This window comes from Alistipes onderdonkii (assembly GCF_025145285.1).
GTDB classification, from domain to species: Bacteria; Bacteroidota; Bacteroidia; order Bacteroidales; family Rikenellaceae; genus Alistipes; species Alistipes onderdonkii.
Window position 1 is genome coordinate 2361034 of record NZ_CP102251.1, and the last position, 19305, is coordinate 2380338.

Sequence of the window (19305 nt, forward strand, 5' to 3'; positions counted from 1 at the left end):
TTTCTTGCGATCCGGGACGTGCCGGCTGTCATTTCCCGGTGCCCGGGGTATTCGTACCGCCCCTGCGATCCATCGCGAAACTGATGATGAACGGCATGGAGAGGAAGACGAGCGTGCCGACGGCTACCAGCCACGTGTAGGTGGCCGGGCTGCCTACGGGCAGCTGCGACGGCGGGAAAAAGGTGACGATGAACGAGAAGAGCACGGCCAGAAACCCGATGCCCCCGATGGCCCACATGCCGGCGTTCCCGCCCGGGACGCGGTAGCTGCGGGTCAGGTCGGGCTGCGTGTAGCGCAGGCGGATGCCCGCAGCGTACATCATCATATACATCACCAGGTAGAGCCCTACGGTCAGTGCGCTCAGCAGGAAGAACGCCACGCTCACGTCGTCCATGACGATATAGAGCGACGAGAGCAGCGTGACGATGCAGCCCTGTATGATGAGGATGTTGACCTGTACGCCGTTTTTGTTGGTTTTTTGCAGGAAACAGGGCAGCACGCCCTCCTGAGCCGTCCACAGCAGGCCGCGGCTCGGGCCCGAAATCCACGACATGACGCCTGCCAGTGCGCCGAATGCCACGAGAAGCCCCATGACGTTCGAGAGCCAGCCGATGTGGTAGTGGTCGAAGACGATCTGGAACGTGGTGAACAGCCCCGACTGGAGGTTGATCTGGTCGTAGGGGGTGATGATCGCCACGGCCAGCGCACCCAACGTGAAGAGCCCGAACGAGATCAGCGCCGCCAGGAACATGGCGCGCGGGAACTGGGTCTGCGGCTTATCGAGCTCCGGGGCATGTACGGCGTGTACCTCGACGCCGGCGAAGAGCAACAGTATCCCGGCCAGGAATGCGATGTCGCTCATGCCCGTGATGTGCGGGAAGAGGCGCGGATGCACGTGGTGCGCCGCGTCGATATTGACGACCTGGCTGACGGTGTCGGGGATGTGCTCCAATGCGACGGGGTTGCCTCCGGCCATCCAGATGACGGCCATGACGATTACGACGATGCCGGGAAGCACCGTGCCGATCAGGAACCCTTTGCTCGTAATGCCCGATATGGCCGAGGTGCCGCGCAGCGTGACCAGCGTGGCGCACCAGTACATGGCGATCGAGAAAAGCCCCACGAAAAGTCCGTTCTGCGCCAGGCCGGGCATCCCGATCATATAGGCGATCGAGGCTGCGGCAAAGCCCAGCACGGTGGGGTACCATACGACGTTTTGGATCCATTGCAGGAAGATGGCCGTAAACCCCAGGTGTTTGTTGAACGCCTCCTTGACCCAGGTGTAGACCCCGCCGCCCTTCGAGGCGAAGGCGCTTCCCAGTTCGGCCCCTACCAGCGCCGCCGGGATCAGGAACAGGAACGTGGCGAAAAAGATGTAGAAGAACATCGTCAGCTCCTCCTGCGCCATCATCGGGAGTCCGCGCAGGCTGATAACCGCCGCCGCGGTCATCAGGGCAAGCTGTGTCGTCGTGATATTTTTACGTTTTGCCATAATGTGGAATTGTGTTTTACAACTGGCCGTCAATCAGTTTCTATGCCGCAACGCGGCCGGGCGGATGTTTTTTCGGGCGTGTGCATGGTTTATGCGGGCGTTTCCGCGCCCCGCGGGGCCCTCTGCGCCTGCGTGTTGACCGCCTGCGGGCGGGGCGCAAAAAAACAGCAGGGAATCTCACGATTGCCTGCTGCCTTCCGGAGGATTGCCCTCCTGAAACTACTAACCCAAACTTAAATAAATGAAGAAACCTCACTGCGGTTGCTGTTCCGCAGTTACCCGGTATGTTGCAAATCCCGTGCCGCGGCGCCGTGTCGGAAAGGCGTTTGTGTGTGCGGCGGGGGTGCGGCCTATGATACATGCCGGCGGGAAAGGGCATAAACAACCGCAGGATGCCCGTGGGGACATCCTGCGTGTGCTTTCCCGGTAATATCCGGGTTGCGGAAGGGGGATGCGCTTACCGGCGTTTGTCCCTCATCTCCACGGCGCCTTCGTAGGTGCCGCTGACCTTGCGGCCTTTGTCGGTCGTAAAGTCGAGGACGAAGCGGTAGTCGGTGCCGACTTTGGTGATTGTCACCGTGCCGGACGTGATGAACCCGTAAACCGATTCGTTGGAGGCGTTGCGTTCCTCGCAATAGGTACCCGTGGCCAGCATGGATTCCATGAATTCCATCTGCTCGCCCGGTGTGTAGGTGCCCGGCGTGCCCGTGTCGGACACGGTGTAGGTTCCTTCCTGGAGTACCATTTCTTCGGAAAGTGCGGTCGTGAGGTAGAGCGATACCATGTGCCCGGCTCCCATGAGGTAGTCGTAATCGTCGCCGACCGTCGGCTGGACATCGTAGAGGTTCACGACGCAGTCGTTTGCCGTGCCGGCATCGTTGTTATAGTATTTACCCAGGGCGCGGATGAAGGTGGCGTTCGTGACGTCGTTTTCGAGGTCGGGCAGGGGCTCGATGGCACTGGCAGTCTTGTCCTCGATCGTGATCGGGCCGGTATAGCTGGCCGTGAACTCGTTGCCGTCGGTCGTGGTCAGCGTGGCCTCGATCGTAAAGGCCGAACCGGATTTTGTCACTGCGATCGTTCCGGCCTTGAATTCCACTTTCGTGATGTTCCCCTTGCCGTCGTTGACCATGCAGTAGGTCTTGTCCGGGTGGAATGTCGAAAGGCTCTGGCTGGTCGCGTACCTGTATGTACGATCCGGCAAGGTAATGTTGTCCAGTTTGTAGGGTTTCATCTGGAATAAATCGAGGCTCATGGCGCGGCCGGCGTTGACGGTGGCGTGGACGCCGCCGGCATCGATCGTTTCGCCGTCGGCCAGTACGACGATGTATTCGCCGTAGCTGCCGCCTTCGGGGATGCCGTAATAACCGCCTGCTACCTGGCGGTCGAATACGGCCGGGCCGCTCAGATCCTTGTCGGTGGCCATTTCAATCGACTTGACTTCGGAATAGACCTCTTTGTTGGATGCTGCGACGGCGATGATATAGGCCGTGCCCTCTTTCAGGTTGTCTGCGGTGATTTCCCCGGCCTGTGCGATGGCGGTGCCCTCGGCGAGAATCTTCTCGGCAGTCGGGACGACTGCACCCGCTACCTTTTCGATGCAGAGGTAGGCGGCCTTTTCAGCGTTGGTCAGCCCTACGGTGAAGGTGAGCGCCGTTATGCCGGGGGCTCCGGCTGCCAGCGTCACCACGGGCGTCGGCGTTCCGGTTGCCATCACGATGCTGTTGACTTCCGAGTAGATCCCGGTGTTGGCGACGGCAGCCGCAATGACATAGGTGGTCGAGGGTTTCAGGTTTTCGATCAGGATTTCGCCCGTTGCGGCGATGGCTTTGCCGTCGCGCAGGATCTCCTCGGCTGTGGGAAGGGTCAGCCCCTCTGTCTTTTCGAGGCAGACATAGGCTGCGGTTTCGGGGTCGGTCAGGGCGGCGTTGAACGTAAGGGTCGTTGTGGTGGACTGGCCCGGTGTCAGGACGACCGCGGGATGTACGCCGGGTGCCGACGTGGTGTGTTCGATGGAGTAGACCTTGCCGCTGATATTGCCTTTCTGGGCGACGGCGGAGAGGCGGTAGGCCGTATTGGGTTCGAGGTTGCCGACCTCGATGACGCCCGATGCGGTTACGGATTTTCCGTTGGCGAGGATTTGCTCGGCCGTGGGGACGGTTTCGGAGGCCTTGGCGCAGATGTAGCTGCATTTGTCCGCATCCTTGAGCGTGAGCGTGAATTTCAGCGCGTTGAATGCGGCGTCGCCGATGGCGATTGTAACGGTCGGGTCAGGATTTCCCCCCCCCTCGTTTTTGTCGTCGCATGAGCTTAGCAGACCGGAGCACAGCACCAACAGTGCCGTTCCCCATGACAGGAAAGATTTGATCATAGTGGTTAAACTTTGGAAATTAGTGGGTTAATACTGTTATTCTGGCGCAGGGCCGGCCGTCTTTGGATATTCAATCAGGTTACGGGGCAGCCGTGCAATGTGTGACGGGATAAAAGTAACCTTTCTGCCAAGAAAATCCAAATTTTTTTTATCCGTGTTGCCTGAAAGTGCGATAAATCGGGGGTGAGGGTGCCGGGGCGAAAGGGTGGAGGACAATATATAACAAGACAGCAGGGAATCTCACGATTGCCTGCTGCCCTTGGAGGATTGCCCTCCTAAAACTACTAACCCAAACTTAAATAAATGAAGAAACCTCACTGCGGTTGCTGTCCGCAGTTGACTATATCTGTTGCAAAACGCATGCCAAAAAAAGAGCCCGCAATCGGAAGATTGCAGGCCGGGTCGTTTTGTGCGGACAGGGGGCGGGGTGTTATTCGGAACCCGCAGGTGGAAAGGTGCCGCCTGCGGCCGGATATATGACGGAGAAAAGGATTCCGGTTAAGGCGAGTGCCACGCCTGCGGCGAACAGTCCGTATCCCCGCAAGAGCGCTTCGGCACCGCACAGGAACAGCCCGCAGCAGATGAGCAGCAATAACCTGCCCGTAAACCGGCACAGTCTCCGTTCGAATGCCGCACGGTCTTTTCCCGTCAGCGCCCCGTATCCTTTGAAAAGGTGTTTGTAACCCGTAACGAGCCACCTGCCCCGTTCCCTGACCAGGGCGATGCCCATCGGCAGGAGCAAGAGCGCGATGGCGGTCATAATGACGGATGCCCGGAGCATGCCCCCGTGTTTTTACCGGAAGATGCCCGTGTAGGTCGCGGGCGAGAGGGCGCGCAGCTCCTCTTTCACCGCCTCGGCCACGTCGAGTGTCTCGATGAATGCGGCGATCGACTCGTGCGTGATATGGGCGTTGGTGCGGGTCAGGGCCTTGAGCGCCTCGTAGGGCTTGGGATAACCTTCGCGGCGCAGGATGGTCTGGATGCCTTCGGCAACGACGGCCCAGTTGTTCTCCAGGTCGCGCTCGAGGGCTTCGCGGTTGAGGATTACCTTGTTCAGCCCCTTCATCAGCGAGCGGAGCGCGATGGCCGCATGGGCAATGGGGACGCCGATGTTACGCAGCACGGTCGAATCTGTCAGGTCGCGTTGCAGGCGCGAAACGGGGAGCTTCGACGCGAGGTGTCCGAAGATGGCATTGGCGATGCCGAAATTCCCCTCGGCGTTCTCGAAGTCGATGGGGTTGACCTTATGGGGCATGGCGCTCGAACCGACTTCGCCCGCCTTGATCTGCTGTTTGAAGTATTCCATCGAGATGTACGTCCACATGTCGCGGCAGAGGTCGATCAGGATGGTGTCGATGCGCTTCATGTTGTCGAAGATCGCCGCGAGGTTGTCGTAATGCTCGATCTGCGTGGTATATTGTGAGCGGCAGAGCCCCAGCGTTTCGCCCACGAATTTGTTGGCGAAGGCTACCCAGTCGTACTGCGGGTAGGCTGCCCGGTGGGCGTTGAAGTTGCCTGTCGCGCCGCCGAATTTGGCAGGCACCGCGATGTCGTGCAGCATGGCGAGCTGTTTCTCCACGCGTTCGACAAAGACCATGAACTCCTTGCCCAGCGTCGTGGGGGAGGCCGGCTGGCCGTGGGTGCGGGCCAGCATCGGCACGTCGCGCCATTCGTCGGCGAAGGCGGCCAGTTTGTCGCGCACCTCTTCGACGGCCGGGTAGTAAACCCCTGCCATGGCGTCTTTGAGCGAGAGCGGGATGGCCGTGTTATTGATGTCCTGCGAGGTGAGGCCGAAATGTACGAATTCCTTGTAAGCCCCCAGTCCGAGGCTGTCCATTTTTTCCTTGATGATGTACTCTATGGCTTTGACGTCGTGGTTGGTGACCGATTCGATCTCCTTCACGCGCTCGGCGTCGGCCGGTGCGAAATCGAGGTACAGGGCGCGCAGGGCTGCGAATTTCGTATGGTCGATGTCCGCCAGCTGGGGCAGCGGCAACTCGCACAGCGCGATGAAATACTCCACTTCGACGCGGATGCGGTAGCGGATGAGCGCCTGTTCTGAAAAATAATCGGCTAATTTCCCCGTTGTATTACGGTAGCGGCCATCGACGGGGGAGATGGCGGTAAGGCTGTTGAGCGGATTGGAGTTCATGGATTTATGTATGGTTTTATATAATACGCCTCCGGCGTCCGGACTCCGCCTGCGCCCGGCAGGGCCTGCCCGAAGGCTTTGCCCCGCCCGCCGGCAAAGTTCCGGCACCAAATTTACGACATTTAATTGAAATACGCATAATTTTCCCTACCTTTGTAGGGTTGTAAACCGAAAATGCAATGAATTTTCTGACAGCGATCATAGATGGCCTGGTGAGGTTCGTGCAGCGCAATCCGCTGACGACCCTGGTCATCCTCATCCTGGCTGTCGGCGCCCCGGCGCTGCTCAGGGGAATCGCACTTTTTTTTCTCTATTTCATTATGGGAGTCATCGTATTGGTAGTAGCGGCGATCCTGCTGTTCCGCTGGCGCGTCTATAAGATGCGCCGCCGGATGGAAGAACAGTTCGGCGAAGGGAACTTCGGCGGACAGGGCTTCGGCTCGCCCTTTGCAGGGGAGCCCCGCAAGGGTCGCGAAGGCGAAGTGAAGGTATATAAAACCTCGGAAACGCCCGAGAAACGGGTCTCGCGCGATGTGGGCGACTATGTCGAATTCGAAGAGACCAAGGAGCCCGGAGAGGAGTAGCGCCATGTGGAAGATATTTGAGTTGATCGGCCGTTATTTCATGCTGATGGGAAAGGTCTTTTCCCGTCCGGAGAAGGCTGCCATCTACCGCCGGCGCATCATTTACGAAATGGAGTCTCTGGGAATCGACTCGATCGGCCTGACGGCCATTATTTCGGTATTCATCGGTGCGGTCATCACCCTGCAGATGTGCATCAATCTCGATTCGCCGTTCATCCCCCGTTCGCTGGTCGGTTACGCCACGCGCGAGACGATGATCCTCGAATTTTCGTCGACGGTCGTGGCGCTGATCCTGGCCGGCAAGGTCGGTTCGAGCATCGCTTCGGAGATCGGCACGATGCGCATTACCGAACAGATCGACGCGCTGGAGATCATGGGTGTCAATTCGGCTTCGTACCTCATCCTGCCGAAGATCGTCGCCGCGGTGGTCTTCTTCCCGTTCCTGACGATCCTCAGCATCGCCATCGGAATCATCGGCGGCTGGGCCATCGCCTACCTGACCGGCATCATGATCCCGGCCGACTATGTTGACGGACTGCTGATGGACTTCAAGCCCTATTCGATCGTCTACTCGCTTATCAAGACCGCTGTGTTCGCCTATATCATCACCTCGATTTCGGCGTTCTACGGGTACTATGCCAAGGGCAATTCGCTCGAAGTGGGCGCCGCCTCGACGCGCGCCGTGGTGGCCAGTTCCGTGGTAATCATGATCTTTAACCTGATCCTTACGCAAGTCCTGCTGATATGATACGTGCCGAGCACATCACCAAATCGTTCGACGGGCGCGTGGTGCTCGACGACATCTCGATCGAGTTCCTGACCGGGAAGACCAACCTCATCATCGGGCGCAGCGGTTCGGGCAAGACCGTGCTGCTGAAAACGCTGGTAGGGCTGCATGAACCCGATTCGGGCGACGTGTGGTACGACGATACGAATTTCACGCGTCTCGATTTCCGCGAGCGGCGCGCCATCCGCAAGGACATCGGCATGATTTTCCAGGGCGGGGCGCTGCTCGACTCTTCGACCGTCGAGGAGAACGTCAAGCTGCCGCTCGACCTCTTCACCTCGCAGAGCGAGAAAGAGAAGATGGAACGTGTGGATTTCTGCCTGCAGCGCGTGCGGCTGGAAGACGCCAACCACCTCTATCCCGCCGAGTTGTCGGGCGGAATGATCAAGCGCGTGGCCATCGCCCGCGCCATCGTGCTCAACCCGCGTTACCTGTTCTGCGACGAGCCCAACTCGGGCCTCGACCCGCAGACCTCGATCGTCATCGACAACCTGATCCACGAAATCACGCGCGAGTACAACATCACGACGATCATCAATACGCACGATATGAACTCGGTGATGGAGATCGGCGAGAAAATTGTATACATCCACGAAGGCCGCAAGTGGTGGGAGGGTACCAAGGACGATATCCTGCATGCCGACAACCCGGAACTCAACGATTTCGTATTCGCCTCGGCGATGGCCAAAAAGGCCAAGCTGGCTGCAAAGTAGGCAGCCGGGTTCCTAAAAAAATTTAATTTTTTATTTGCGTAATATACATAAAGTATGTACTTTTGCGTAGTGAAAAAATAGTGCATTTTTTTATTAACAAATAAATCATAAAACTATGTCAAAGATCAAAGTTGGTATCAACGGTTTCGGTCGTATCGGCCGTCTGGTATTCCGCGCTGCATGCAACAATGCAGACATTGAGGTTGTAGGTATCAATGACCTCGTTCCGGTAGACTACATGGCTTACATGCTCAAGTACGACTCGGTACACGGCCGTTTCAACGGTACGATCGACTATAACGTGGAGAAGGGCCAGCTCATCGTGAACGGCAACGTGATCCGCGTAACCGCCGAGAAGGATCCCGCAAACCTGAAGTGGAACGAAGTCGGCGCCGAGTATATCGTAGAGTCGACCGGTCTGTTCCTGACCAAGGAGAAAGCCGAGGCTCACATTGCAGCCGGTGCCAAATATGTCGTTATGTCGGCCCCCTCGAAGGACGACACCCCGATGTTCGTATGCGGCGTGAACACCGACAGCTACGCCGGCCAGAAGATCGTTTCGAACGCATCGTGCACCACGAACTGCCTCGCTCCGCTGGCTAAGGTCATCAACGACAACTTCGGCATCGTCGAGGGTCTCATGACCACCGTACACGCTACCACCGCAACGCAGAAGACCGTAGACGGCCCCTCGATGAAGGACTGGCGCGGCGGCCGTGCTGCCGGCGGCAACATCATCCCCTCGTCGACCGGTGCTGCAAAGGCCGTAGGCAAGGTGATCCCCGCCCTGAACGGCAAACTGACCGGTATGGCATTCCGCGTTCCGACGCTCGACGTTTCGGTCGTAGACCTGACCTGCCGTCTGGAGAAGGGCGCTTCGTACGACGAGATCAAGGCTGCCATGAAGAAGGCTTCGGAGAACGAGTTCAAGGGTATCATCGAGTACACCGAGGACGACGTGGTTTCGACCGACTTCACGGGTGACGCCAACACCTCGATCTTCGACGCAAAGGCCGGTATCGCACTCAACCCGAACTTCGTGAAGCTCGTGGCTTGGTACGACAACGAGTGGGGCTACTCGAACAAGGTCGTGATGCTGATTCAGAAGATGGCCGCTTACAACAACAAATAATCGTAAGCCGTCGCTATAATGGAAGAAGGAACCCGCGTGGGTTCCTTCTTTTTTTTGTGGCAGCGGGAAGGGCTGAGGTTGCCGGGCTGCCGGGCTGCCTGGCGGCGTGTCCCGGGGCGGCGGGCGTTGTCCCGAGATGCCCGCTACCGGGCTTCGGAATCCACGCGCATCTCGATCGAGGCGCCCGACCACTGGTTGATGAGGCGCTTCTCCGCGCGGAGCCGCCGCCCGCCGTATGCGATGCGGATTTCGACTTCGAAGGGTGCCGTGTCGCCGATGTCGTTGCCGGCCGGCAGCGTATGGGGTACGATATAGATGTAGAGCAGAAGGTGGTCGCACGGCCCGGTTTCGAGGCTTGCGCGGCCGTCGCCGGGAATCCCGGCGGGCTTTTCCCGCAGGTTCGAGCCGACGTCGGCGACATGCGCCTCGGCCGATGCGAAGCCCGTGCGGTTGCCCGCCGTGTCGAAGCAGCCGCACATCAGTGCGACGTTGTAGCGCCACCAACCTTCGTAGCGGCTCGAAATCTCGATTGTGAATCCCTCTTTTGTTGCCATACGGTGCAAATATAGCGATTTTTACCGAAGATGGAATCCGCGGCCGGAATTTCCGGAGCCTGTGCCGTGCCTCTTCTGCGGGCGGGCGACCGGATATCCGGGAGTGCGGGGATGCTAAAACTCTGCATTTTCTTTGCAAATGTCTTATATTTTCGTAACTTTGTGCCCTAAATGCGCTCCTATGGAGGAAACAAAAAGATATACGATTGCTTACAGGGGGCTCAGGAGCGGCCTGCACGACTTTCATTTCAAGGTCGACGGCGGGTTGTTCAGGGCTTACGGCAGTACGGAGATCAAGGACGGAGACTGCGATGTCTCGGTCGCCCTGGAGCGCGGCGAGTCGATGCTTACGCTCGATGTTACCGTGGACGGTAGTGTCGTCGTGGAGTGCGACCGTTGCCTGGAAGACTGCAATGTGCCGATCCACTACGAGGGGCAGTTGCTGGTGAAATTCTCGGACGAGGTGCACGAGTACGACGGCGAAGTCATGTGGCTGCTGCCGATGGAGGACGAAGTCGACCTGACGCAGTACATCTACGAAAGTATCGTGCTTGCGCTGCCTTATCAGCGGGTGCATCCCGACGGGGAGTGCAATCCCGAGATGCTGGAACGCTTCCGCATCGTTTCCGACGAGGAGTTCGGGGGGATCGAAGCCCGGGCCGAGGCCGAGGGTCGCAACGAGGGCGAATGGGCCAAGCTGGCCGCGCTCAAGGAGCAGATGGAGGCCGACCGGGGGGACGGGACGCAAACAGAACGAAAGGAATAAGCTATTTCCGGCCGGGGAGGCGCTTTTGTCCCGGGCCGGGGAATATTTGACTGGAAATACGTTAAACTTATAATTTATATTGTAAAATGGCACATCCTAAACACAAAGTCTCGTCGACGCGACGCGATAAGAGAAGAACTCATTACAAGGCTGTCGTTCCGACGGTGGTCATCTGCTCGAACTGCGGCGCAGCTACGTTGTATCACCGCGTATGCCCCGAATGCGGTTTCTATCGCGGAAAGCTGGCGATCGAGAAAAAGGCTGCCGAATAAATCGGCAGGGTTAAAGAGTGCATCCGCGAGGCTGCCCTCTTTTTAGTTTATGCAAGCACCTGTCTTTGTTGCGTGCGGCCGTCCGGCCTATGGCCGGGATGCCGGCGCAGGGAGGGCGGGAGATGAAATTTAACCAAATCGCACGATTATGTTAAAGATTGGTGTAGATGCCATGGGGGGCGATTATGCGCCCGAGGCTGCGGTCAAGGGGGCTGTCATGGCACTCGATGCGATCGGGCCGGACAGCCGTATCGTATTGTTCGGCGACGAGGCGAAGGTCAAGGCCGTGCTCGCGGCCGAAGGCTGTCCTGCCGAACGGTTCGACATCGTCGCCACTACCGAGGTGATCGAAATGGGCGATCATCCCGCCAAGGCGTTCCAGGCCAAGGCCGACTCCAGCATCACGGTGGGTTTCGGCTACTTGGCCAAAGGGGCCATAGACGGTTTTGCCAGTGCCGGCAGCACGGGCGCCATGATGGTCGGGTCGATGTACGCCGTAAAACCGATCGAAGGAGTCATCCGTCCCACGATCTCATCCATCATTCCTACGGTCACGGGGCATCCCGCGCTGTTGCTGGACGTGGGGCTGAACGTAGACTGCAAACCCGAAGTGCTGGCGCAGTACGGGCTGATAGGCTCGATTTATGCCGAAGCCGTACTCGGGATCCGGAAACCCCGTGTAGCCGTGCTCAACATCGGCGAGGAGGAGACCAAAGGCAATACGCAGTCCAAGGCCACGTATGAATTGCTGAAGGCCGACGGCTGCATCGACTTCGTGGGTAACGTCGAGGCATCGTACCTCTTCACGGGCAAGGTCGCCGACGTGGTCGTCTGCGACGGTTTCGTGGGCAACACGGTGCTGAAGATGGCCGAGGGCCTCTACCACATCAACAAGAAACTCGGCGGCGGAAACGCTTTCTGGGATGCGATGAATTACGAGAACGTGGGCGGCACGCCCGTGCTCGGTGTTAATGCGCCTGTGGTCATCGGCCACGGCATCTCATCGCCCAAGGCAATCAGGAGCATGATCCTTTCGACCGAGCGGTGCATTACGGCGGATCTGACCGCCAAGTTGCAGCGCGCTTTCAAAAATTAATAATCATTAGGTAAAGAAACAGTTAATGGGCAAGATAACAGCAGCAATTACCGGTGTGGGTCTATATCTCCCCGATTATATCCTCACCAACGAAGAATTAAGCACCATGGTCGACACGTCCGACGAGTGGATCATGTCGCATATCGGCGTCAAGACGCGCCATATCCTCAAGGGCGAAGGCGTCGGCACTTCCTATATGGGTGCCCGCGCGGTCATCAACCTGCTGGACAAGGCGGGTGTAGACCCGATGGAGGTGGATCTGGTGATCTGCGCCACGGTGACCCCCGATATGTTCTTCCCTTCGACGGGTAATCTGATCGCCGACCAGGCGGGTTGCAAAAACGCTTTCGCATACGACGTTTCGGCGGCTTGCAGCGGGTTCCTCTTCGCACTGACGACGGGCGCCAAGTTCATCGAGTCGGGATCGTGCAAGAAGGTAGTCGTGGTCGGCGCCGACAAGATGTCGACCATCGTCGACTATACCGACCGTTCTACCTGTCCGATCTTCGGCGACGGTGCCGCAGCCGTGCTGCTGGAACCCAATACGGAGGGTTACGGCGTGCTGGACGAGATCCTGCGTTCGGACGGCTCGGGCGAGTTACAGCTTTACATGAAGGCCGGCGGTTCGCGCTATCCGGCTTCGATCGAGACCGTGCAGAACAACTGGCACACGATCATGTGGGACGGACACGCCGTATTCAAGGCCGCCGTTTCGAAGATGGCCGACGTATCGGTGGAGATCATGGAGCGCAACAACCTTACCTCGGACGACATCCGTTATCTGGTTCCCCATCAGGCCAACCTGCGCATCATCGACGCTACGGCACGCCGCATGGGGCTCGACCATGACAAGTGCATGATCAATATCGACCGCAACGGCAACACTACGGCGGCGACGATCCCCTCGTGCCTCTACGACTACGAGAAGGAGCTGAAGCCGGGCGACAACCTGATCCTGTCGGCATTCGGCGGCGGGTATACGTGGGGTGCCATCTATGTGAAGTGGGCTTACGACGGTTCGAAAGCCTGCCAGGTCGATCCTGCCGAGAAATAATCCGGTGCGGGCGGGAGCCCGCCCGAAAGCACAGGTGGGGCGGAAACTTATACGGTTTCCGCCCTTTCCGTACCGGAACCGCACGTGCCGGAGCGGCGGATGCGGGATTTTTTCGTATATTTGGACTTGGGCATTGCCGCCGCGGTTTCAGATTCTTTTCGGATTCGCGGTCTAACTTTGCCCCGAAGAATATTGCTGCTTATGAAAATCCTGATCGTGGAAGACGAACCCTCCCTGCGGGAGATCATGGTGCAGACGCTGCGCCGCGAACAGTATGTGGTCGAGCAGGCGTCCGATTACGCATCGGCGCTCGAAAAGATCGCCGGATACGATTACGACTGTATCCTGCTGGACATCATGCTGCCCGACGGCAGCGGCCTGCGGATACTCGAAGAGCTCAGGCGGCAGCGAAAACCTGCCGGCGTGATCATCATTTCGGCCCGGGATTCGCTCGATGACAAGGTCGAGGGGCTCGAGCTCGGGGCCGACGATTACCTGCCCAAGCCGTTCCACCTGGCGGAACTGAGCGCCCGTATCCGCAGCGTCGTGCGCCGTCACCAGCGCGACGGGCAGCAGAGCCTCGATGTGGGGAATGTCCGCCTCTACCCCGACAGCCGCCGTGTGGAGGTGGCCGGGTGCGAGGTGGAACTGCTGCGCAAGGAGTACGACATCCTCTACTATTTCATGAGCCGCCCGAACCATATGGTCGATAAGGCCACGCTGGCCGAAGCCGTGTGGGGCGACCATATCGACCAGGCTGATAATTTCGATTTCGTATACGCCCAGATGAAGAACCTGCGCCGCCGGCTCCACGACGCGCAGGCCGACATCGAGATCCGGGCCGTCTATGGGTTCGGCTATAAACTCGTTGCCCCATGAGGTTGGTCTATCGTATCGTATTGCACATGTCCTGGGCCCTCTCGCTGTTGCTGGCGGGGTGGGCCGTGTTGTTCTACCTGACGATGATCGACGAGATCAACGACGAGGTGGACGATTCCTTGGAGAATTACGCCGAGATGCTGGTCACGCGGAGCCTCGCAGGGCGGGAGCTGCCTGCGGCCTATTCGGGCAGCAACAACGGCTATTACCTGCACGACGTGTCGGCGGAGTACGCCGAAGAGCGGCCCCGGATGGAGTTCTCGGACGAGGTGTTTTTCATTCCCGACAAGGACGACGACGAGCCGGCGCGGGTGCTGCGGACGATATTCCGCGACAGCGGGGGACGTTACAAGGAGCTGACCGTGATGACCCCGACCATCGAAAAGGACGACCTGCAGGAGGCCATCCTCTGGTGGATCGTATATCTCTATCTTTTCCTGTTGCTGACGATCCTGCTGGTCAACGTGCTGGTGCTTCATCGTACCCTGCGGCCGCTCTATGCCCTGCTGCGATGGTTCGACAGTTATACCGTGGGCGGGAAGAACGCCCCGCTGGTGAACGACACGAAGGTCATCGAGTTCCGGCGGCTGAACGAGGCGGCGAACCGTTATGCCGAGCGGGCGGAGTCCCTGTTCGAACGCCAGAAACAATTCATCGGCAATGCCTCGCATGAGATGCAGACCCCGCTGGCCATTTGCCGCAACCGGCTGGAAATGCTCGTGGACGACGGTTCGGCGTTGACCGAGGCGCAGCTCGGCGAAATTCTGAAGGTGCAGGGGACGCTGGACTACCTCGTGCGGCTCAACCGCTCGCTGCTGCTGCTTTCGAAGATCGAGAACGGGCAGTTCCCCGAGACGGAACAGGTCGATTTCAACGCCCAGGTGCGGCGCACGGCCGAGGATATGGAGGAGATCTACGCCGGGCGCGAAATGCGTTTCGAACTGCATGAGCAGGGGCACCTGTCGGCGCGGATGAATCCGTCGCTGGCGGCCAGCCTGGTGTCGAACCTGCTGAAAAACGCCTATGTCCACGGTGACAGGGGCGGGACGGTGTCGGTCACTGTTGCCCCGCATGAACTGCGCGTCTGCAACAGCGGCGGCGGGGGCGCACTCGACGCGGAGCATATCTTCGAGCGCTTTTACCAGGGGACGAAGAAGGAGGGCTCGACGGGGCTCGGCCTCTCGATCGTCGACGCCGTGTGCCGCCTTTACGGGCTGCGCGTGGGATACTCCTATATAAATAGGTGTCACTGTTTCTCGGTGCATTTCCGGATATAAAAAAACGAAAAAAAACGGATCGGGGCCGATTATTTCAAATTCGTTTCAGCTTTGGGTCGCAACTTTGCACTGTGAATATAAGTCAAACCTAATATTGAAACGATTATGAAAAAGCTCATGATGATTCTCGCAGGCACAGCCCTGATTGCAACTTCCGCCCCCGCATTCGCGGGCAACGACCGTCCGATCGCAGTCGGCGAACTTCCGGCCCCGGCACAGCAATTTATCAAGACGCATTTCGGCGGCATCGAGGTCGCCTTGTCCAAAGTGGACGAGGAACTTTTTGACAAGGACTACAAGGTGGTGTTCGTCAACGGCGCGAAGGTCGAATTCACGAAGAACGGCGAGTGGAAAGATGTCGAATGCAAATACGGCGAGGTGCCGGCCGCCATCGTGCCGCAGCAGATCCGCGACTATGTCGCCAAGAACTATCCCGACCGCAAGGTCACGGCGATCGACCGCGACCGCCGCGACTATGAAGTTGAACTGGACAACGGCCTCGACCTGAAATTCGACCTGAAATTCCGTCTGATAGACATCGACGATTAATCCCGGTATTAACCTTAAATTCGGAATCGTATGAAGAAATTCACGGTATTGGTAATGGGACTCGTGTCGCTGGGTGCGATGGCGGGTTGTGAAGACGACGATAGGAAATCGGTAAGGGTGCCGGCCGCCGTGCAGGGTGCTTTCGGGAAAATGTTCCCCGCTGCGAGCCATGTCGAATGGGAAGACAGGGGCGGATATGTAGTCGCCGATTTCCGCAGCGCGGGCACGGTCATGCAGGCATGGTTCGATGCCGCCGGCAAATGGCACATGACCGAGGAGGACATCTCCTATGCCGAGCTGCCCCAGGCGGTGCGTACAGCCTACGAGGCCGGCGATTATGCCGCCTGGCATGTGGACGACGTGGACAAGTTGCAGCGCAACGGCCAGGAGACGGTCTACGTGATCGAAGTCGAACACGCCAAGCAGGAATTCGACCTCTATTATTCCGAAGACGGCGTGCTGTTGCGCGAGGCGGCCGATACGGACGGCAACGGCGACCACGGCGATATGCTCCCGCAGGAACTGCCGAAGGCAGTCAGCGATTTCATCGCCCGGAAATACCCCGGTGCCCGTATCATCGACGCGGAGCGGGAGAAGGGAAATACCGAGGTCGATATCATCTTCGCCGGGAAAGCGCTCGAAGTGTGCTTCGGTACGGGCGACGCCTGGCTGTGGACGAAGACCGAGTTGCGTCTTTCGGAGATTCCGGATGTGGTGAGGCGGGCTTTGCAGTCATCGCAGTACGGCACGTGGGAGATCGACGATGCCGACCTCTACGAAAGCCCCGACCGCGTATGGTACGCCTTCGACATGGAAGACCCGCGATCCGAACGGGAGGCGACGGTGCGTATCCTCGGGGACGGCACCCTGCTCTGATCGTCCCGCATATTTGTACGGAGCCTGCATCCCTGGGTGCGGGCCCCGTTTTTTTTGTTATAACATAGAGCTATATCGTTATAAAATAATATGATGTGTTTTTCGTACAAATTAGTAGAAACTATTGTATATTTGTATTAGGAAAAGAAAATACAAACACAAACTTAAAACAATATTACTATGTTAAGCAAGAAATTACATGACGCACTGAATGCGCAGATCAACGCCGAGCTGTGGTCGGCCTATCTTTATCTTTCGATGTCGATGGACGCCGAGAACAAGGGGCTGAAAGGTGTGGCCAACTGGTTTTTCGTCCAGTTCCGCGAGGAGCAGGATCATGCCCGCATCCTGATGAACTACATCAATTCGCGCGATGCCAAGGTCGTGCTGAAGCCGATCGAGGAGGTGCGTACCGAGTGGACGTCGCCGCTCGATATGTTCAAGGACACGCTGGAGCATGAGAAGGTGGTGACTTCGATGATCAACAACCTGGCAGCCATCGCTGCCGAAGATAAGGATTTCGCATCGTCGAACATGCTCGTATGGTTCGTCGACGAGCAGGTCGAGGAGGAGGAGTCGGCACGCGACATGATTACCGCCTGTGAGGCTGTAGAGGGTAACAAGTTCGGGCTTTATACGCTCGACAAGGAACTGGCGGCCCGCGTTTACCAGCAGGCTTCGCCGCTTGCCACGGCAACCGAATAATTCGCAGCGAACCTGATTGCTGAGTCTGCCGCCCCGGTTTCCCGGGGCGGCTGCTTTTGCCGGGTGACCCGGCAGCCTGCGCATCCGGGCCGGATGGCGGGGGCAGTTCCGGGGAAGCTATTGGGGAGAAGCTATTCCGGAGGGGCTATTGAGAGGCATGATACCGGGGAAAGCGATTCCGGGGTATCGGGCGAGGTGTCGGGCAGGGGCGATTCCCGGGGGAGATTGCGGGGCTGATATGGGAGCGAGTTACCGCATGCCGGAACCGTACCGGCCGGGAAGGAGGCGCGGGAATGGCCTTGTGAAGAGGGCCGGGAGCGGGATGTGGGAAAACAAGGGCCGGATGCCGGAGCGCCTGCAGGGCGGATAGGGGGGGCTCACCTCATCGCTTTGCCTTGTAGTCGATCCCGGCCTTGCGGGCCTGCGAATGCTGGTACGGGCGGCGGATGCGGTAAAGGCGCCCGTCTTTGACAAGCCGTGCGCCGGTTTGGTGGAAAACGAAGGGGATGTCTGCCGCGACGCATTGGCGGCGGATCGAAAGTACCCAGTCGTAATTGCAGGGGCGGGCTTCGTTGCCCGATTCGCCCCCGACGGAAACCTCTTCGATTCCGGGGACGAGGTATCGTGCGATGTCGAGCGGCCCGAGCAGCGGGGCGCAGATGACCAGCTTGTGGCGCAGGGGGGCGTCCAGCAGAAAAGGCAGCCGGTAGTCGGCCATTGCCTGGTTCTCGACCGTGCAGCCCACGGCGAGGTTTTCGTAGCCTCCGCCCCAGTCGGGCGGCAATACCTGCATGAGGCGGTCGATACGCTTGGTGATGAAGAAAAAGCGCAGGTCGCTGCGTATGCGGATCATCTCCCACGCTTCGGCGCGCCATGCGTCGGCCTCCTCGACGAGGAAATCGGACGTGAAGCAGGTGTAGACCATCTCGCCGGGCGGGACTTTGTAGCGTCCGTCGCGCGTGCGGCGCACGGGGAGGTTAAAGGCCGTTGTCCTGCGTACCTCGCGGCTGTCCTTGTCGTGCTGCGCATCCTGCCGGTAGACGTAGCAGTGCCGGCAGCCTTCGCTGAGCTTGCGGCATCCGTGCCACGGGTTCCAACTGACCGACATAACCTGTTATTTGAGTTCCATGCGCAGGCGCACCATGTGGCGGCACTCGACGCCGTTTTCGAAAAACGGAACGGGGTAGTGTTTGCTGAAATAGTCCACGTCGACGCCGCAGCGGACGAACCCGCAGCGTTCGTAGAGCGCAATCTGTCCCACGCCCAGATCGCCCGTACCGATTTCGAGAAGATGGAACCCGGCCGCACGGGCCGTGGCGACGGCGTGGCGGAGCATGGCCGTGGCGATGCCCTTGCGCTGGTGTTCGGGGACGACGGCGATATTGACCACTTCGGCCGTGAACGGCCGCGTGTGCAGGAATACATACTGGCCGAGGATTTCCCCGTCGCGACGTGCGACATAGGTTGTGCCGCGGTCGGCGTAGTCGGCTACGGACTCTTCCGATTCGTCGGCCAGCAGCAGCAGGTCGCGCTGCGGCGTGTCTGTCTTTACAATTTCGAGATCCATGTCAGAAAAGCGATGCGGCGCCTTCGAAGGTCGCCAGTACGACGATATAACGCAGGGTCTTGCCCGCGAGCATCGAGCCGCCCGTGAGCCAGACGTTGCTGCGCATCAGCCCCAGCACGATGGCGATGGCCTCGCCGATCGTGGGCAGGAATGCGAAGAAGGCCATCAGCGCCCCGCGCCCGGAGAGGAACCTGCGCGCCCGTGCCAGCTGTTTTTCGCTCACGCCCAGCCGGGTGACCCACTCGCTTTTTCCCAGCGTGCCGATCCAGTAGCAGCTCATGCCGCCCAGCGTGTTGCCCAGCGATGCGGCTGCGACGCACAATACCGGGTCGAGCCCCATGTGCACGAGCACGATCATCACGGCTTCGGAGCTGAACGGGAGGATGCTCCCGGCGATGAATGCCGAGAAGAAAAGTCCCCAATAGCCCCAGTCGGCCAGTATTTGCGAAAGCGATTCCATGCCTTGGTGTCCGATTTTG

21 protein-coding genes are annotated in these 19305 nt (G+C 58.9%); 13 read left to right on the forward strand and 8 right to left on the reverse strand.

Features of this window, described 5'->3' with window-relative positions:
• Window positions 1-28 precede the first annotated feature (28 nt).
• The 4 genes from NQ559_RS09585 to purB all read right to left on the reverse strand — a co-directional run bounded on the left by NQ559_RS09585 (window position 29) and on the right by purB (window position 6015).
• A complete protein-coding gene (locus NQ559_RS09585) occupies window positions 29-1492 on the reverse strand; it encodes an amino acid permease (protein ID WP_018694714.1) in 1464 nt (487 codons plus the stop codon).
• Window positions 1493-1949: 457 nt separating this feature from the next.
• Window positions 1950-3863, reverse strand: a complete 1914-nt coding sequence (locus tag NQ559_RS09590; protein ID WP_018694715.1) for a phage tail protein — start codon at window positions 3861-3863, stop codon at window positions 1950-1952.
• A gap of 430 nt (window positions 3864-4293) precedes the next feature.
• Window positions 4294-4644, reverse strand: coding sequence for a DUF3784 domain-containing protein (locus tag NQ559_RS09595; protein ID WP_018694716.1), 351 nt, complete (start codon window positions 4642-4644; stop codon window positions 4294-4296).
• Window positions 4645-4656: 12 nt separating this feature from the next.
• Window positions 4657-6015, reverse strand: a complete 1359-nt coding sequence (gene purB, locus NQ559_RS09600) for an adenylosuccinate lyase (RefSeq protein WP_018694717.1) — start codon at window positions 6013-6015, stop codon at window positions 4657-4659.
• A 179-nt stretch (window positions 6016-6194) separates the two neighbouring features.
• Between purB and NQ559_RS09605 the strand changes: the two genes are divergently transcribed.
• From NQ559_RS09605 to gap, 4 genes are all read left to right on the forward strand, one after another.
• A complete protein-coding gene (locus NQ559_RS09605) occupies window positions 6195-6599 on the forward strand; it encodes a DUF4834 family protein (RefSeq protein ID WP_018694718.1) in 405 nt (134 codons plus the stop codon).
• 4 nt (window positions 6600-6603) lie between these two features.
• Entirely contained in the window at window positions 6604-7347 is a 744-nt protein-coding gene (locus tag NQ559_RS09610; protein WP_018694719.1) for an MlaE family ABC transporter permease, read from the forward strand.
• Window positions 7344-8099 carry an ABC transporter ATP-binding protein gene (locus tag NQ559_RS09615; protein WP_018694720.1) on the forward strand — a complete coding sequence of 252 codons (756 nt, stop codon included), beginning with the start codon at window positions 7344-7346 and terminating at the stop codon, window positions 8097-8099. Before NQ559_RS09610 ends, NQ559_RS09615 begins: the two co-directional genes overlap by 4 nt.
• A 115-nt stretch (window positions 8100-8214) precedes the next feature.
• On the forward strand, window positions 8215-9231 hold the full coding sequence (gene gap, locus NQ559_RS09620; RefSeq protein ID WP_018694721.1) for a type I glyceraldehyde-3-phosphate dehydrogenase: 1017 nt from the start codon (window positions 8215-8217) through the stop codon (window positions 9229-9231).
• 143 nt (window positions 9232-9374) lie between these two features.
• On the opposite strand, the gene NQ559_RS09625 is transcribed toward gap, so the two are convergent.
• Window positions 9375-9785 (reverse strand): hypothetical protein, encoded by a 411-nt coding sequence (locus tag NQ559_RS09625; RefSeq protein ID WP_018694722.1) that lies wholly within the window; start codon window positions 9783-9785, stop codon window positions 9375-9377.
• Window positions 9786-9966: 181 nt separating this feature from the next.
• Between NQ559_RS09625 and NQ559_RS09630 the strand changes: the two genes are divergently transcribed.
• The 9 genes from NQ559_RS09630 to NQ559_RS09670 all read left to right on the forward strand — a co-directional run bounded on the left by NQ559_RS09630 (window position 9967) and on the right by NQ559_RS09670 (window position 17259).
• Window positions 9967-10551, forward strand: coding sequence for a YceD family protein (locus NQ559_RS09630; protein ID WP_018694723.1), 585 nt, complete (start codon window positions 9967-9969; stop codon window positions 10549-10551).
• An 86-nt stretch (window positions 10552-10637) separates the two neighbouring features.
• Window positions 10638-10823, forward strand: coding sequence for a 50S ribosomal protein L32 (rpmF, locus tag NQ559_RS09635; RefSeq protein WP_033395117.1), 186 nt, complete (start codon window positions 10638-10640; stop codon window positions 10821-10823).
• A 148-nt stretch (window positions 10824-10971) separates the two neighbouring features.
• The gene (plsX, locus tag NQ559_RS09640; RefSeq protein ID WP_083923804.1) at window positions 10972-11919 is read left to right on the forward strand and encodes a phosphate acyltransferase PlsX; all 948 of its coding nucleotides are present in this window, start codon (window positions 10972-10974) and stop codon (window positions 11917-11919) included.
• Window positions 11920-11944: 25 nt separating this feature from the next.
• The gene (locus tag NQ559_RS09645; RefSeq protein ID WP_026318165.1) at window positions 11945-12973 is read left to right on the forward strand and encodes a beta-ketoacyl-ACP synthase III; all 1029 of its coding nucleotides are present in this window, start codon (window positions 11945-11947) and stop codon (window positions 12971-12973) included.
• A gap of 201 nt (window positions 12974-13174) precedes the next feature.
• Entirely contained in the window at window positions 13175-13852 is a 678-nt protein-coding gene (locus NQ559_RS09650) for a response regulator transcription factor (RefSeq protein ID WP_018694727.1), read from the forward strand.
• On the forward strand, window positions 13849-15129 hold the full coding sequence (locus tag NQ559_RS09655; RefSeq protein WP_018694728.1) for a sensor histidine kinase: 1281 nt from the start codon (window positions 13849-13851) through the stop codon (window positions 15127-15129). Before NQ559_RS09650 ends, NQ559_RS09655 begins: the two co-directional genes overlap by 4 nt.
• Window positions 15130-15234: 105 nt before the next feature.
• Window positions 15235-15678, forward strand: a complete 444-nt coding sequence (locus tag NQ559_RS09660) for a PepSY-like domain-containing protein (protein WP_026318166.1) — start codon at window positions 15235-15237, stop codon at window positions 15676-15678.
• Window positions 15679-15708: 30 nt separating this feature from the next.
• Entirely contained in the window at window positions 15709-16554 is an 846-nt protein-coding gene (locus NQ559_RS09665; protein WP_026318167.1) for a PepSY-like domain-containing protein, read from the forward strand.
• 180 nt (window positions 16555-16734) lie between these two features.
• Window positions 16735-17259 (forward strand): ferritin, encoded by a 525-nt coding sequence (locus NQ559_RS09670; RefSeq protein ID WP_018694731.1) that lies wholly within the window; start codon window positions 16735-16737, stop codon window positions 17257-17259.
• A 382-nt stretch (window positions 17260-17641) separates the two neighbouring features.
• Here NQ559_RS09670 and NQ559_RS09675 read toward each other — a convergent pair whose 3' ends face one another.
• From NQ559_RS09675 to NQ559_RS09685, 3 genes are read right to left on the reverse strand one after another with little or no spacing between them, the layout of a single operon-like run.
• Window positions 17642-18367 (reverse strand): DUF5131 family protein, encoded by a 726-nt coding sequence (locus tag NQ559_RS09675; RefSeq protein WP_018694732.1) that lies wholly within the window; start codon window positions 18365-18367, stop codon window positions 17642-17644.
• Between the two features lie 6 nt (window positions 18368-18373).
• A complete protein-coding gene (locus NQ559_RS09680) occupies window positions 18374-18826 on the reverse strand; it encodes a GNAT family N-acetyltransferase (protein WP_018694733.1) in 453 nt (150 codons plus the stop codon).
• Window position 18827: 1 nt separating this feature from the next.
• Entirely contained in the window at window positions 18828-19286 is a 459-nt protein-coding gene (locus NQ559_RS09685; RefSeq protein WP_026318168.1) for a YqaA family protein, read from the reverse strand.
• Between the last annotated feature and the right edge of the window lie 19 nt (window positions 19287-19305).